The following is a 14,158-nucleotide window of genomic DNA, read 5'->3' on the forward strand; positions in this document are numbered from 1 at the left end:
GAACCGGTCAGTTGGACGCGGTGCGCGCGGTGCGGTCGGTGTTGAACGGCTGCGTGGTCACCGCGTGCGGGGTGCACAGCTCGCCGCAGTTCATCGCCGCCAGCGCCTCGGAAGCCGTGTTCGGCTGGCCCGTCTTCGGGTTCGTTTCCGTGCGCAGCTTGATGTACTGGTCGTACTTGTCCGGCGAGAGCGCGCGGACCTCGAAGTTCATCACCGAGTGGTACGTGCCGCAAAGCTCCGCGCACCGGCCGACGAAGGAGCCTTCGCGGTCGATCGAGTTCTGGAAGGAGCTGTCCTGGTTGTTCTTCTCGGGGTCCGGGAAGACGTCGCGCTTGAAGTGGAACTCCGGGACCCAGAACGAGTGGATGACGTCGGTGGACCGCAGGCGGTACTCGATCGTCTTGTTCGTGGGGAGCACCAGCAGCGGGATCTCGCCGGAGGACCCGACGGTGCTGACCTGGCTGCCGTCCGGGCGCTTCGCGTTCGCGTCGTCGTACTTGAACTCCCAGTTCCACTGGAAGGCCACCACGTCGACGGTCACGTCCGGGTTGGGCTTCTTGTCCAGGACGTCGCTCTCGGTCGTCGCCGTGAAGAAGAACAGGACGCAGACCATGATCGTCGGGACGACGACCGTGAAGATCTCGAGCGGAATGTTGTACTGGAACTGACGCGGGAGGTCCTCGGGACCCTCGACCGCGGAGTTCTTCTTCTTGCGGTGGAACGTCGCCGTCCAGAAGATCAGGGCCCAGACGATGACACCGACGACGAGCGCCGCGATGACCGTCCACGTCCAGAGGTTCCGCATTTCGTCGGCCTGCGGGGTGACCCCCACCGGCCAGCCGAAGCGAAGGATCTCGTCTCCGGAGCAACCCGTCGCGGTCAGCGCCACCAGCACGGCCAGCGCGGCGACCCGGCCGACCCGCTTACCCCCGTGGGTGCGCGCTGGTTTTCCCACTGCGCCTCGCCCTTTCACCCAGAGCCTCCTCGACCGATCTTCGTGACAGGCGGAGCCTAGCCGAGTTCACGGTTCCCGCTGTCCAAGGGGTGACCACAACGCGCGCGCGTCCACCCGATGCGGTCCGCGGTGCACGGTTCGCGGCATACTGGGCCCTTCCCGGACCGGCGAAGACCCTGAGGTGTGTGAGTACGCGTGTGCGGCCTGCTTGGACTTATCTGCGGCACCGAGACCGACGCGGCGAACGCCCGTGAAGCCGTGGGCACGGCGATGCGCTGCCAGCGCCACCGCGGCCCCGACGAGCAGGACACCTGGGCCGACGCCGAGGTCGTCTACGGCTTCAACCGGCTGGCGTTCATCGACGTCGACCACGCACACCAGCCGCTGCACTGGGGTCCGCCGGAAGCGCCGGGCCGCTACACCATGAACTTCAACGGCGAGATCTACAACTACCGCGAGCTGCGCGACGAGCTGGCTGAAAAGTTCGGCGCGAAGTTCGAGACCGAGGGCGACGGCGAGGCGATCGTCGCGGCCTACCACTACCTGGGCGCCGACGCGGTGAAGAAGCTGCGCGGCATGTTCGCCTTCATGATCTGGGACTCCGCCGAGAAGGTCGTGTTCGGCGCGCGGGACCCGTTCGGCATCAAGCCGCTGTTCTACGCCGCCGGCCCCGGCGGGGTGGCGTTCTCCAGTGAGAAGAAGAGCCTGCTGGAGCTCACCGACACGCTCGGCGTGGCCCAGGAGCTGGACCGCAAGGCCCTGCAGCACTACCTGGTGCTGCAGTACGTGCCGGAGCCCGAGTCGCTGCACACGGCGGTGCGCCGAGTCGAGTCGGGCACGTCGTTCCGCGTGGTGCCGGGCGGGCAGGTCGAGTTCACCCGCTACTTCCACCCGCAGTTCGCGGCGAAGCCGGTGAACGGCGCGGCCGAGGCCGAAGCACTGTACGAGCGCATCGCGAATGTGATGCGCGACTCGGTGGGCAAGCACATGATCTCCGACCCGGACGTGACGGTCGGCGCGTTCCTGTCCGGCGGCATCGACTCCACGGCCACGGCGACGCTGGCGAAGGAGCACAACCCGAACCTCATCGCTTTCACCACCGGGTTCGAGCGCGAGGGTTACTCCGAAGTGGACGTGGCCGCCGAGTCGGCCGCGGCGATCGGCGTGAAGCACGTGGTGCGCACGGTTTCGGCCGACGAGATGATGGAGGCGCTGCCGCTCATCGTCTGGTACCTCGACGACCCGGTGGCCGACCCGGCGCTGGTGCCGCTGTGGTTCATCGCGCGCGAGGCCCGCAAGCACGTGAAGGCCGTGCTGTCGGGCGAGGGCGCCGACGAGCTGTTCGGCGGCTACACGATCTACAACGAGCCGATTTCGCTGGCACCGTTCGAAAAGGTGCCCGGCGGTGTGCGCAAGCTCATCGGCAAGGTGTCCACGAAGATCCCGGAAGGCACGCGGGGCAAGGACTTGCTTCGCCGCGGCGCGCTGCCACTGGAGGACCGCTACTACGGCAACGCCCGCAACTTCCGCGACGACCAGCTGCGCAACGTGCTGCGGACGTATGAGGAAGGCGTGGGCTTCAAGGACGTCACCGCGCCCTGGTACGACGTCTCGCGCGGCTGGGACCCGGTGGCGCGCATGCAGCACGTGGACCTGTTCACCTGGCTGCGCGGCGACATCCTCGTGAAGGCCGACAAGGTCACCATGGCCAACTCGCTGGAGCTGCGCGTGCCGTTCCTCGACGCCGAGGTGTTCAAGGTCGCCGCTTCCATTCCCCTGGACCAGAAACTCGCGCACGGCACCACGAAGTACGCGCTGCGCCAGGCACTCGCGAAGATCATCCCCGCCCACGTGCTCAACCGCCGCAAGCTCGGCTTCCCCGTGCCGATCCGCCTCTGGCTGCGCAACGAGATGTACGACTGGGCGCGCGGCATCATCAACGACTCGAAGACCGACGAGCTGCTCGACAAGCCCGCCGTGCTGCGGCTGCTGGAGGAGCACAAGGCCGGCCAGCTCGACCGCAGCCGCCAGATTTGGGCGCTGCTTGTGTTCATGCTGTGGCACGGCATTTTCGTCGAGCACCGCATCAAGCCGGAGATCCCGGAGCCGGTCTACCCGGTGAAGCTCTGAACCCTGGCAGGTGTCGAAGCTCACGAAGAGGGCCGCCCCGGTTTCCCGGGGCGGCCCTCTTCGTTCGCTCGGTCGGGGTCAGGCGGGCAGCACCGTGGCGATCTCGTCCGCGGCCTCCGGGCCGAACGCGTCGCCGAGGCGGGCCAGGGCGTCGGCGCGGTCGAAGGTCCACTCCTGCGTGCCGACGGTCTCCAGCACCAGCACGGCGATGAGCGAGCCGAGCTGCGCGGCGCGCTCCAGCTCCAGGCCGCCGTCGAGCGCGGCGAGGAAGCCGGCGCGGAAGCCGTCGCCGACACCGGTCGGGTCGGCCTTGCCGCGCTCCGGGACGGCACCGATCTGCAGGGCGAGGCCGTCGCGGCCGATGATCTCCACGCCCTTCTCGCCCAGTGTCGTGATGCGCATGCCGACCCGCTCCAGCACGTCGGCCTCGGTCCAGCCCGACTTCTGGAGCAGCAGTTCCCACTCGTAGTCGTTGCTGAACAAGTACTTGGCGCCGGCGATGAAGTCGCGCACCTGGGCACCGTCCATGCGGGCCAGCTGCTGCGACGGGTCGACGGCGAAGGTGTAGCCGCGCTGGCGGCACTCCTGCGCGTGGCGGACCATGCCCTCGGGGTCGTCCGGGCTGATCAGCACGAGGCTCAGCTCGCCGGTGCGGTCGGCGATGGGCTTGAGCTCGATGTTGCGCGACTCGGCCATGGCGCCGGCGTAGAACGTCGCGATCTGGCACAGGTCCTCGTCGGTGGTGCACACGAAGCGCGCGGTGTGCGCGACCTCGGACACGAGCACCCCGGAGGTGTCCACGCCGTGGCGCTCCAGCCACGACGCGTAGTCGGCCCAGTCGGAGCCCACGGCACCCACGAGCACGGGCTTCACGCCCAGCACGCCGAGGCCGAACGCGATGTTGGCGCCGATGCCGCCGCGGCGGACGACGAGGTCGTCGGCCAGGAAGCTCAGGGACACCCGGTGGAGCTGTTCCTTGACCAGCTGCTCGGCGAACCTGCCGGGGAAGTGCATCAGGTGATCGGTTGCGATGCTGCCGGACACGGCGATCCTGGCCTTGTCTGCCACCGGTTCTCCTCTGGGTGTGTCTCGTGCGTGCGGCTCTGGCGTGGTTACCCGCAGGTCATGACCCGTCCGGGTAGTTCCCGCGCCTCGGCCGACACTACCGGCTGGTACCGCTTTCCCAGTCGCTGAAGGATCAATAGCGTTACGGAAGTGAACACGGCCACTGAACCGGAAGACCTCGGCGAGCTGATCGCCGACTGCGCCCACATCCCGTCCGCGCTCCGCAGCGAGGGACTCACCACCGACCGGATGCCGCACCCGCGGGCGGCGCGGCCGTGGCAGGTCGACGACGCCTGCCACGCGCAGGTCGCCGACCTCGACGCCTACGTCTGAGACCTCCGGCACACCGGCTCCGAATACTTAGCTCCGAGCACGAGGAAGGGCCCCCGCCGAGTCGGCTGGGGCCCTTCTTCGTGTCTGTGCTTCTTCGTGTCGGTGCTGTCCGAGCCGCGCGGGCTCAGTGGAAGCTGTCACCGCACGCGCACGAGCCGGTCGCGTTCGGGTTGTCGATCGTGAAGCCCTGCTTCTCGATCGAGTCGACGAAGTCGATCACAGCCTCGGACACGTACGGAGCGCTCATCCGGTCGACCGCCACGCGCAGACCGTCGAAGTCGCGGAAGAGGTCACCGTCGAGCTCGCGCTCGTCGAAGAACAGCTGGTAGCGCAGGCCCGCGCAGCCACCGGGCTGGACGGCGATGCGCAGGTGCATGTCGTCGCGGCCCTCCTGCTCGAGCAGGGCCTTCGCCTTCACGGCCGCGGCGTCGGTCAAGGTCACGCCGTGGGTCTCCTCGGCGGTCTCGGCCTGCGCCGCACCGGTCTGCTCAGCGGTCGTCATGGCACTCCCTCTAGGTCGAACTCACTGCGGGTACTTCTCGTCCGAAACAGTTCAACTCTCCGGGTACCCGATCTGTTCCCCCTCCATCGTCGCACATCGCACGACCTGCCGAACATCGTCGTGACGCCTGCAATACCCTGGTGAGGTGAGGTTCCTGCGCCGAAGCACCACCGAGACCCCTGCCGACGACGTCGACGCCGACTCCGTCGAGTCCGATTCGACCATCGGCAAGGCGTACACGCCGGGCAAGGGCCGGGCGACGCCGAAGCGGCGGGAAGCGGAAGGTCGCAAGCGCGGACCTGTCGCCCCGCCGCCCACCAGCATGCGCGAGGCGATGAAGCGCAACAAGCAGCTCCGCAAGGAGAACCCGGTCAGCAAGGACGACCGCCGCGCGGCCGCCAAACTGCGCCGCGAACGCATGATGTCGGGCGACGACAAGTACCTGCCCGTGCGCGACCGCGGCCCGGTCAAGGCGTACGTGCGCGACCTCGTGGACTCCCGCCGCAACATCCTGGGCCTGTTCATGCCGCTCGCGATCCTCGTGTTCCTCGCGCTGCTGATCCCGGTGCCGGCGGCGCAGCAGTACATCACCCTCATCTGCATGGCGATGCTGCTGGTCATGGCCATCGAGGGCGTGGTCAACGGCCGCAAGATCTCCCGCCTGTCCCGCGAGCGGTTCCCGAAGGAACCAACCCGCGGCGTCGGCTGGTACGCCTTCGTGCGCGCCAGCCAGATCCGCAAGCTGCGGGTCCCGAAGCCGCGCCTGCGCCCGGGCGACCCGATCCCCGGCTGAGCGCTTTCGTGACGGCCGCCACACCTTCGCAGGTGGGGCGGCCGTTGTCGTTTCCCGATCGGGGAGGTTCGTTAGCAACGCGAACAACCTCCGCCTAGGCTGAGCGGCATGGAGTTTCGACGACTCGGCCGCAGCGGCCTCAACATCAGTGAGATCTCCTACGGCAACTGGCTCACCCACGGGTCCCAGGTCGAAGAGGAGCAGGCCCAGGCCTGTATCAAGGCGGCGCTCGACGCCGGCATCACGACCTTCGACACGGCCGACGTGTACGCCAACACGGCGGCGGAGTCCGTGCTCGGGCGGGGCCTGAAGGGCCAGCGCCGGGAGAGCCTCGAGATCTTCACGAAGGTGTTCTGGCCCACCGGGCCGAAGGGCCAGAACGACAAGGGCCTCTCGCGCAAGCACATCATGGAGTCGGCCACCGCGTCGCTGCAGCGGCTCGGCACCGACTACCTCGACCTCTACCAGGCGCACCGCTTCGACCACGGCACCCCGCTGGAAGAGACGATGCTCGCCTTCTCCGACCTGGTCCGCCAGGGCAAGGTGCTCTACGTGGGCGTGTCGGAGTGGTCGGCCGACCAGATCACGCAGGGCGCGGCGCTCGCGCGTGAGCTGAAGGTGCCGTTCATCTCCAACCAGCCGCAGTACTCGATGCTGTGGCGCGTCATCGAGTCGCAGGTCGTGCCGGCGTCCGAGCGCGAGGGGCTGAGCCAGATCGTCTGGTCGCCGATCGCGCAGGGCGTGCTCACCGGCAAGTACAAGGCGGGCCAGCCCCTGCCCGAAGGTTCGCGCGCGACCGACCAGAACGGCGGCGCGAACATGGTCAAGCGGTTCCTCAACGACGAGACCCTGACCGCGGTCGCCAAGCTGGAGCCGCTGGCCGCGCAGGCCGGGCTGAGCATGGCGCAGCTGGCCGTGGCGTGGGTCCTGCAGAACCCGAACGTCGCCTCGGCGATCATCGGCGCCTCCCGCCCGGAGCAGGTGCACGAGAACGTCAAGGCCGCCGGCGTGAAGCTGGACGACGACCTGATGACGGCGATCGACGAGGCCCTCGAGTCCGTCGTCGAGCGCGACGCGACGCTGACCCGCAGCCCTTCGCTGTGATCTCCGCCGCTGAGCGGGCCCGCGGTCCGCTCAGCGGGAGAGCAACCGCTCGGCCACCGCAAGGTCGTGCGGGTAGGTGATCTTGAGGTTCTCCGCGCCGCCGGGCACCCACTGCACCGGCAGCGCGGAGAACCGTTCCATGCACGAAGCCGTGTCCGTGCCCAGGAAGCCCTCGGTCTCGGCCTGTTCGTAGGCCGCCAGCAGCGGCTCGGCGCGGAAGCCCTGCGGCGTCTGCACGCGGATCGCGCCCGGCAGCGGCGCGGCGACCGAACCGTCGGCGGCCATCGAGACCACGTCGTCGGCGGCCAGGCCCGGCACGGCGCCGCCGTACTGGCGGGTCTGGGCCAGCACGTCGCCGATCAGCGCCGGAGTCGCGAGCGGGCGGGCGGCGTCGTGGATCAGCACGGCGTCGACGGCGCCCGACTCGATGCGCGGGGCGAGGTGGCGCAAGGCGTTCAGCTCGGACCCCTGCCGCGTCGCACCCCCGGTGACGACCTCGACCTTGCCCGGGTGCGCGGCCAGCACCTCGTCGGCCAGCTCGGCGTCCTGCTCGCGGATCACGAGCACCAGCACGCCGACCTCGGGCACCGCGGCGAACGCCGCCAGCGACCACGCCACGACCCGGCGGCCCGCCATCGGCAGGTACACCTTGTTCAGCGCCGCGCCGACCCTCGTGCCGGCGCCGCTGGCCAGCACGACCCCTGCCGCTGTCGTCTCCACGGTCGGCGACCCTACTGGGCCGCGTTCGCCGGGACGTAGCTGAGGATCACCATCCCGGTGCTGTGCACTTCGCTGCCGTTGAACTCGAAGTTCGTCTTGTCGGTGTCGCGGTAGAGCAGCTCGTCGGACTTCGCGGCGCCCGAGAGGACCGGGTGCAGCCACACGCGCAGCTCGTCGAGCAGGCCGTTGGCCAGCAACAGCCGGGTGACGTCGCCGAAGCCGTACTGCAGGATGTCGCGGTCGGTGCGCTCCTTGACCTCGCGCACCGCGGCCACGGCGTCGCCACCGGCACCGCCGAGCACGTGGCTGTTCGTCCACTGGGGATCGGTCAGCGACGAGGAGACGACGTACTTGTCGATCGAGTTCATCCGGTCGGCGAACGGGTCGGTGCCGGCGCGCTGCGGCCACGCGGCGGAGAACCCGTCGTAGGTCTTGCGGCCCATGATGAGGGCGTCGCTGCGGTCGAGCTGGGCCTGCGCGGCGGCGGTGGCCTCCTCGCCGAAATAGTCCCAGTGCCAAGCGGCCATATTGGTGATGTCGCCGTCGAGCGTCATGAACGTGGCGTTGACGATCCTGCCCATGGGGTGCTCCCCTGCGTCCGGTTCCGCCCCCGCTGGGCGGCTCTCGAAGACGCGTCGAACGGTGCTGCCGCGGTTCGACACGGTCGCGGAAGGTTTTCCCGGAGCGGCCGGTAGGTTGATCCGTGAGGACTCCCGCGAGAGAAAGGCCTGGCGTGGACGCGGACACCAGCATCGAGTTCGGCGAGATCGAACCACCCAGCGACCAGGCCCGGTCGGCGGCGATCGCCCTGCACGGCAAGCTCGTGAAGCCCGCGGGATCCCTGGGGCGGCTCGAGGAGCTCGGCGTGTGGATCTCGTCGTGCCAGGGCCAGGCGCCGCCGCGGCCGTTCACGCGGCCCCGGGTCGTGGTGTTCGCCGGCGACCACGGCATCGCCAAGAAGGGCGTGTCCGCGTATCCGGCGGAGGTCACGTCGCAGCTCGTCGGCACGATGCTGACCGGCGGCGCGGCCATCAACGTGCTCGCCGCCGCGGCCGGCGCCAGCGTGCGCGTGGTCGACATGGCCGTGGACACCGAAGAGTCGGCCATGCGCTCCATCGGCGAGTACAAGGTCCGCCGCGGCTCCGGCTCGATCGACGTCGAGGACGCCCTCACCGACGCCGAGGTGCGCGCGGCCGTGCTGGCCGGCATGAAGGTCGCCGACGCCGAGGTGGACGGCGGCGCCGACCTCCTCATCGCGGGCGACCTGGGCATCGGCAACAGCACCCCGGCGTCCGTGCTGGTCGCCGCGCTCACCGGCACCGAGCCCGTAGCCGTGGTCGGGCGCGGTTCGGGCATCGACGACAACGCGTGGATGCGCAAGGCCACCGCCGTGCGCGACGCGCTGCGCCGCGCCCGCGTGGTCCTGGCCGACCCGCTGGCCCTGCTGCGCACCTCCAGCGGCGCCGACATCGCCGCCATGGCGGGCTTCCTGGCCCAGGCGGCCGTGCGCCGCACCCCGGTCGTCCTCGACGGTCTCGTCGTGTGCGCGGCGGCGATGGTGGCCGAGGAGCTCGCTCCCGGTGCGCGCCGCTGGTGGATGTCCGGCCAGCTCACCGGCGAGCCCGCCCACGCCCTCGCGCTGGAGCACCTCGACCTCGGCGGGCTGCTCGACCTCGACGTCCGCCTCGGCGAGGGCACCGGCGCCGTCACCGCGCTGCCGCTGCTGATGATGGCCGCGCGCGTGCTGGCGGAGATGACCACGCACGAGCAGTCCGGCGTGTCCGGCCCGCTCACGCCGGTGCCGGCTTCCTGAAGCCGGCCAAGAAGTCAGCCAGCCAACGAGAAGGGCCGCCCGGGACGAACCCGGGCGGCCCTTCTCGTGTCCACAGTGGATCAGGTCAGCGGACGCATCCAGCCGTCCGGGAAGGCGAAGTCGCCTTCCTGCATGCCGACCAGTTCCTCCCGCAGCTTCATGGTGATCGGGCCGGGCTGTCCGTCGCCGATCGTGAACTCGCCGCCGGCGTGCTTCACGTGCCCGACGGGCGTGATCACGGCCGCGGTGCCGCACGCGAAGACCTCAGTCAGCTCGCCGGAGGCGGCGGCCTTCTCCCACTCGTCGGTGGAGATCCGGCGCTCCTCGACGCGGTGGCCGGCGGTCTCGGCCAGCTGCAGCAGCGACTTGCGCGTGATACCCGGCAGCAGCGAGCCCGACAGCTCCGGCGTGACCACGCGGGCCTCAGGTCCCGAGCCGAAGACGAAGAACAGGTTCATCCCGCCCATCTCCTCGACCCAGCGCCGCTCCACGGCGTCGAGCCACACCACCTGGTCGCAGCCCTGCTCCACGGCCTGCGCCTGCGCCACGAACGACGCCGCGTAGTTGCCGGCGCACTTCGCCGCGCCGGTACCGCCGGGGGCCGCGCGCACGTACTCCGTGGACAGCCACACGCTGACCGGCTTCACGCCACCGGCGAAATACGACCCGGCGGGCGAGGCGATGAGCGTGTAGAGGTACTCGGTGGCCGGCTTGTTCACGCCGAGGCCGGTCGAGGTGGAGATCATGAACGGCCGCAGGTAAAGGGAGTCACCCTTGCGGGTGGGCACCCAGCGCTCGTCGACCGCGATGAGCTCGCGCAGCGACTCGAGGAACAGTTCCACAGGCAGCTGCGGCATCGCCAGGCGCTCGGCCGAGGCCTGGAAGCGCTCGGCGTTGGCGTCGGGCCGGAACGCGGCCACCGTGCCGTCGGCCTGGCGGTAGGCCTTGAGGCCTTCGAAGATCGCCTGGCCGTAGTGCAGCACCGACGTGGCCGGGTCGAGGCAGAACGGTTCGTACGGCCCGACCTTGGCGTCGTGCCAGCCGCGCTCCTCGCTCCAGCGCACCGTGACCATGTGGTCGGTGAAGTACAGACCGAACCCGGGCTTGTCGAGTACCTCGGCGACGCGCTCGGGAGTCGCGGGGTTCGGGTGCGGGACTCGGGAGAAATGCGTCGCTGTCGTCATGGCCCAACTTTAGCGCTTGGTCGGATGCGCGTTAGTCGGAAGACCACCTGTTTCACACGCCGCGTACCCGCGTGGCCGGTGCGTGAGCGCCGGATGGCCCTACGATGGCAGGGTGACTTTCCCAGCGACCTCGCAGCCAGGCCGGCCCGCCAAGGCGGGCGGGGGCTCCGACGTGAAGACCTTCGCCACCGCGGTCCTGCTGACCTTCGGCGCCGGTCTGCTCACCATGGTCGGCTGGGCACTGCTGAGCAGCGGTTTCGGCGCGTTCCTCGGCATCGTGGCGGCCGGTTTCGGCATCTACTGGTGGCGCACCCTGCACGGCACGGTGTTCGCGCGCGACCTGCCCACCCGGTCGGTGATCATCCTGCTCGTGGTGAACGTCGTGCTCGCCGGGATCCTGCTCCTCACCGCGACGTGAGCCCCGGGCCGAGCGTCGCGGCGGTCACCGTGGTCACTGCGGTCACCGCAGCGCGACCGGCAGCTGCGGCGCGGACCACGCCGGGTCCGGCCGGAAGTCCGTGTGCGTGCCGTCGAACGGGAACGCGCCGGCGTCGGCCAGCGCCCCGATCCGCTCGCCCTCCGCGCGCACCCGGTCGAGCTGCTCGGCGGTGAGCCGGCCGACGGCGAGCGCTTCCTCGGCCTCGTCCTCGTCGTCCCAGCGCCAGCCGGCGCCCGGCGTCACCACGACGTCGAGCACGCCGTCGATGCGGTCCGGGCCGCTCGCGGTGCGCCCGAGCGGGATCTCGAGGTTCACGTACCACTCGAGGAACGCGCCGTCCGGCGCGAAGAACCACCACACCGAGGACCACTGGCCCTCGGGGATCATCCGCAGCGTCGAGGTGCCGTGCCAGGTGTCGGCCACCGGCACTCGGGGCACGCGGAAGCGCTCTTCCAGCCGGGCTTCGCGCATCGTGCGGCCGTCGGCGAGCCGGCTGCCGACGATCGGTGTGCCCATCGGGAGCCAGCCGAAGAGCACCCGCCCGTCGTCGGACACCACACGCAACGGGTGGTGCTGGCCGATGCTGCCGTCGGGCCGCAGGAACCGCTCGACGACGGTCTCCCCCGGCTCCCAAAGGTGATCACTCTCGGGCATGCGCGTCACGGTAGCGGCGGGCACGCAGCACCAATTCGAGCACGGTGCCGAGCCCGGCCACGACCAGCACCGCGTACGGCGTCGCGAACAGCGCCGCGGCCAGCGTGACGACCGCGCCCGCGGCGGCGAGCCAGCCCTGGTCCGGCGCGTACCGCTCGCGGGCGTCGGTATACGTGGTGAGCGCGGCGGGGACCGTCGCGAGCGCGACGACCACGGTGAGCAGCGGTTGCAGCTGGCCCGCGTCGGCGGCGTAGAGGAGGTCGCGGATCGAGGTGGCCGAGAGGCCGAGCCGGTCCGGCCCGAGCTGCACGAGCGCCACGATCGTGACCAGCACCGCGATTGCGCCCAGCGTCAGCGCGCGCAGCGTGACGCGGTCGGAGGCGACCGGCAGCAGGAACGGCAGCGTGACCACCGCCGCCACGATGACCCCGGCGACGTCCGGGGCGGCGATCGGACTCGAGGTCACGACCGGGGCCACCACGACGCACAGCACGATCAGCACCACGGCGGCGGCGATCAACACGATCGTGAGCCAGCGGACCAAGGCGGCGGGCAGCCGCAGGCCGGCGAAATCGGCCACGGCGACCACGAGCACGAGCCCGGCCGCCGCGTACGCGGGTTGCGCGGGAACGACGTACGCGCCGAAGACGATCGCCTGCACGGCCACCAGCGCCAGCCGCGTCATCCCACCGGTCCAGCGCTCGGCCTGCGTGTCGCCGAGCTCGGGCAGCCGGGCGGTGACGCCGGCGGCGATCGCCGCGAGCACGACGCCCGCCAGCACCCAGTAGCCGGCCCCGGCGGCCCCCACCGCCAGCACCACGAGGAGCCCGCCCCCGAGTCGCACGATGGTCCCCTCCCGACGTCCGGCCGCGCTTGTCATTAGCATGGCTCACGATCCGTCCGGGCACGTCGCCCGGTACTACCGCGACAGCGCGAGGAGCCAGAAGTGACCGTGCCGAAGCTTGCCCTCACCGAGAACACCGAGGCGGCGCTCGCCAAAACGCGCGCCGACGTGGTCGTGATCGGCACCCTCCAGGGCGAGGACGGCCCGGTGCTCGCCGCGGGCGCCGCGGTCGCCGACACCGCGTTCGACGGCAAGCTCGCCGAGGTGCTCGCCACGCTCGGCGCCACCGGCAAGGCCGAGCAGGTCGTGAAGCTGCCCACACTGGGCAAGCTCGCCGCCGGCGTCGTGCTGGCCGTGGGCCTGGGCAAGGCGGCCGACGGTGCCGTCACCGCCGAGCAGGTCCGCCGCGCCGCGGGTGCCGCCGCGCGGTCGCTGGCCGGCACGGAGCGCGCGTTCGTCACGCTCTCGGCGCTCGACCTGCAGGCCGCCGTCGAGGGCACCGCGCTCGGCGCGTACACCTTCACCGAGTACCGCTCCTCGAAGGGCGACGCCCCGCTGGCCAAGGCCGACTTCGTCAGCCCGGAGGACGGCACCGCGCGCGAGCACAAGGCGACGCTGAAGGCCGCCACCGCGATCGCCGAGTCGGTGATCATCACCCGCGACCTGATCAACACCCCGCCCAACGACCTGTTCCCGGCCTCGTTCGCCGACCGCGCGAAGAAGCTCGCCGAGGACAACGGCCTCGACTTCGAGGTGCTCGACGAGAAGCAGCTCAAGCGCAAGGGCTTCGGCGGCATCCTGGGGGTCGGCGGCGGTTCCGAGCGTCCGCCGCGCCTGCTGCGCGTGGGCTGGAAGCCGGCCAAGGCGAGCAAGCGCGTGGCGCTGGTCGGGAAGGGCATCACGTTCGACTCGGGCGGCATCTCGATCAAGCCGGCCGCGGGCATGGACCACATGACCTCCGACATGTCGGGTGCCGCCGCGGTGCTCGCGTCGGTCGTGCTGGCCGCGAAGCTGAAGTACCCGCTCGAGGTCACCGCGCACATCCCGCTGGCGGAGAACCTGCCCTCGGGCAGCTCCTACCGGCCGGGCGACGTCCTGACCATGTACGGCGGCAAGACCGTCGAGGTCCTCAACACCGACGCCGAGGGCCGCCTGGTCCTGGCCGACGCGATGGTGCGCGCCGCCGAGGAGAACCCCGACTACCTCATCGAGACCGCCACCCTCACCGGCGCGCAGGTCGTGGCCCTCGGCAACCGCACCGCCGGCGTGATGGGCTCCGACGAGTTCCGCGACCGCGTCGCGGGCATCATGCAGGCCACCGGCGAGGGCGGCTGGGCCATGCCGCTGCCCGAGGAACTGCGCGCCGACCTCGACTCCCGCCTGGCCGACCTGGCCAACGTCACGGGCCACCGCTGGGGCGGCATGCTCGCCGCCGGCCTGTTCCTCAAGGAGTTCGTCGCCGAGGGCCTGCCGTGGGCCCACATCGACGTCGCGGGCCCCGCCTTCAACACCGGCGGCCCCTGGGGCTACACCGGCAAGGGCGGCACGGGCGTCCCCGTCCGCACCATCGCCGCCGTCCTGGCCGACATCGCCGACCGCGGCTGAGCGGTTTCGTTCGGTTT

15 protein-coding genes are annotated in these 14,158 nt (G+C 70.7%); 7 read left to right on the top strand and 8 right to left on the bottom strand.

The features are described 5' to 3' along the window. Window positions 1–7: 7 nt before the first annotated feature. Window positions 8–955 (bottom strand): aa3-type cytochrome oxidase subunit II, encoded by a 948-nt coding sequence (gene ctaC, locus QRX50_RS46015; RefSeq protein ID WP_285969334.1) that lies wholly within the window; start codon window positions 953–955, stop codon window positions 8–10. Window positions 956–1,150: 195 nt separating this feature from the next. On the opposite strand from ctaC, the gene asnB reads away from it, so the two are divergent. Beyond that, window positions 1,151–3,085, top strand: a complete 1,935-nt coding sequence (asnB, locus tag QRX50_RS46020; protein ID WP_285969335.1) for an asparagine synthase (glutamine-hydrolyzing) — start codon at window positions 1,151–1,153, stop codon at window positions 3,083–3,085. A 78-nt stretch (window positions 3,086–3,163) separates the two neighbouring features. Here the strand turns inward: asnB and QRX50_RS46025 are convergent, their stop codons facing one another. After that, the gene (locus tag QRX50_RS46025; RefSeq protein ID WP_285969336.1) at window positions 3,164–4,153 is read right to left on the bottom strand and encodes a carbohydrate kinase family protein; all 990 of its coding nucleotides are present in this window, start codon (window positions 4,151–4,153) and stop codon (window positions 3,164–3,166) included. A gap of 147 nt (window positions 4,154–4,300) precedes the next feature. Here QRX50_RS46025 and QRX50_RS46030 point away from each other — a divergent pair, with 147 nt between their 5' ends. Then, window positions 4,301–4,483 (top strand): hypothetical protein, encoded by a 183-nt coding sequence (locus QRX50_RS46030; RefSeq protein ID WP_220237941.1) that lies wholly within the window; start codon window positions 4,301–4,303, stop codon window positions 4,481–4,483. Between the two features lie 124 nt (window positions 4,484–4,607). On the opposite strand, the gene QRX50_RS46035 is transcribed toward QRX50_RS46030, so the two are convergent. Beyond that, window positions 4,608–4,985 carry a HesB/IscA family protein gene (locus QRX50_RS46035; protein ID WP_220237940.1) on the bottom strand — a complete coding sequence of 126 codons (378 nt, stop codon included), beginning with the start codon at window positions 4,983–4,985 and terminating at the stop codon, window positions 4,608–4,610. Window positions 4,986–5,130: 145 nt separating this feature from the next. On the opposite strand from QRX50_RS46035, the gene QRX50_RS46040 reads away from it, so the two are divergent. Further along, window positions 5,131–5,778, top strand: a complete 648-nt coding sequence (locus QRX50_RS46040) for a DUF3043 domain-containing protein (RefSeq protein WP_285969337.1) — start codon at window positions 5,131–5,133, stop codon at window positions 5,776–5,778. A 108-nt stretch (window positions 5,779–5,886) separates the two neighbouring features. After that, window positions 5,887–6,882: an aldo/keto reductase family protein gene (locus tag QRX50_RS46045; protein ID WP_285969338.1), complete on the top strand. Its 996-nt coding sequence runs from the start codon at window positions 5,887–5,889 to the stop codon at window positions 6,880–6,882. Between the two features lie 30 nt (window positions 6,883–6,912). On the opposite strand, the gene QRX50_RS46050 is transcribed toward QRX50_RS46045, so the two are convergent. Next, window positions 6,913–7,602: an IspD/TarI family cytidylyltransferase gene (locus QRX50_RS46050; protein WP_285969339.1), complete on the bottom strand. Its 690-nt coding sequence runs from the start codon at window positions 7,600–7,602 to the stop codon at window positions 6,913–6,915. A gap of 11 nt (window positions 7,603–7,613) precedes the next feature. Beyond that, window positions 7,614–8,183 (bottom strand): dihydrofolate reductase family protein, encoded by a 570-nt coding sequence (locus QRX50_RS46055; protein ID WP_285969340.1) that lies wholly within the window; start codon window positions 8,181–8,183, stop codon window positions 7,614–7,616. A gap of 152 nt (window positions 8,184–8,335) precedes the next feature. Between QRX50_RS46055 and cobT the strand changes: the two genes are divergently transcribed. Beyond that, window positions 8,336–9,415: a nicotinate-nucleotide--dimethylbenzimidazole phosphoribosyltransferase gene (gene cobT / locus QRX50_RS46060; protein ID WP_285969341.1), complete on the top strand. Its 1,080-nt coding sequence runs from the start codon at window positions 8,336–8,338 to the stop codon at window positions 9,413–9,415. Window positions 9,416–9,495: 80 nt separating this feature from the next. Here cobT and QRX50_RS46065 read toward each other — a convergent pair whose 3' ends face one another. Beyond that, entirely contained in the window at window positions 9,496–10,599 is a 1,104-nt protein-coding gene (locus tag QRX50_RS46065; RefSeq protein WP_285969342.1) for a branched-chain amino acid aminotransferase, read from the bottom strand. Between the two features lie 112 nt (window positions 10,600–10,711). Between QRX50_RS46065 and QRX50_RS46070 the strand changes: the two genes are divergently transcribed. Beyond that, the gene (locus tag QRX50_RS46070) at window positions 10,712–11,017 is read left to right on the top strand and encodes a hypothetical protein (RefSeq protein ID WP_285969343.1); all 306 of its coding nucleotides are present in this window, start codon (window positions 10,712–10,714) and stop codon (window positions 11,015–11,017) included. A gap of 42 nt (window positions 11,018–11,059) precedes the next feature. On the opposite strand, the gene QRX50_RS46075 is transcribed toward QRX50_RS46070, so the two are convergent. Continuing rightward, a complete protein-coding gene (locus QRX50_RS46075) occupies window positions 11,060–11,692 on the bottom strand; it encodes a ribonuclease FAU-1 family protein (protein WP_285969344.1) in 633 nt (210 codons plus the stop codon). Beyond that, window positions 11,679–12,536 carry a sulfatase gene (locus QRX50_RS46080; protein WP_285969345.1) on the bottom strand — a complete coding sequence of 286 codons (858 nt, stop codon included), beginning with the start codon at window positions 12,534–12,536 and terminating at the stop codon, window positions 11,679–11,681. The genes QRX50_RS46075 and QRX50_RS46080 overlap by 14 nt, the downstream gene beginning before the upstream one ends. Before the next feature lie 102 nt (window positions 12,537–12,638). Here QRX50_RS46080 and QRX50_RS46085 point away from each other — a divergent pair, with 102 nt between their 5' ends. Further along, window positions 12,639–14,141: a leucyl aminopeptidase gene (locus QRX50_RS46085; protein ID WP_285969346.1), complete on the top strand. Its 1,503-nt coding sequence runs from the start codon at window positions 12,639–12,641 to the stop codon at window positions 14,139–14,141. Window positions 14,142–14,158: the final 17 nt, after the last annotated feature.

Origin of the sequence: Amycolatopsis sp. 2-15 (genome assembly GCF_030285625.1) — a bacterium.
Taxonomy (GTDB): domain Bacteria; phylum Actinomycetota; class Actinomycetes; order Mycobacteriales; family Pseudonocardiaceae; genus Amycolatopsis; species Amycolatopsis carbonis.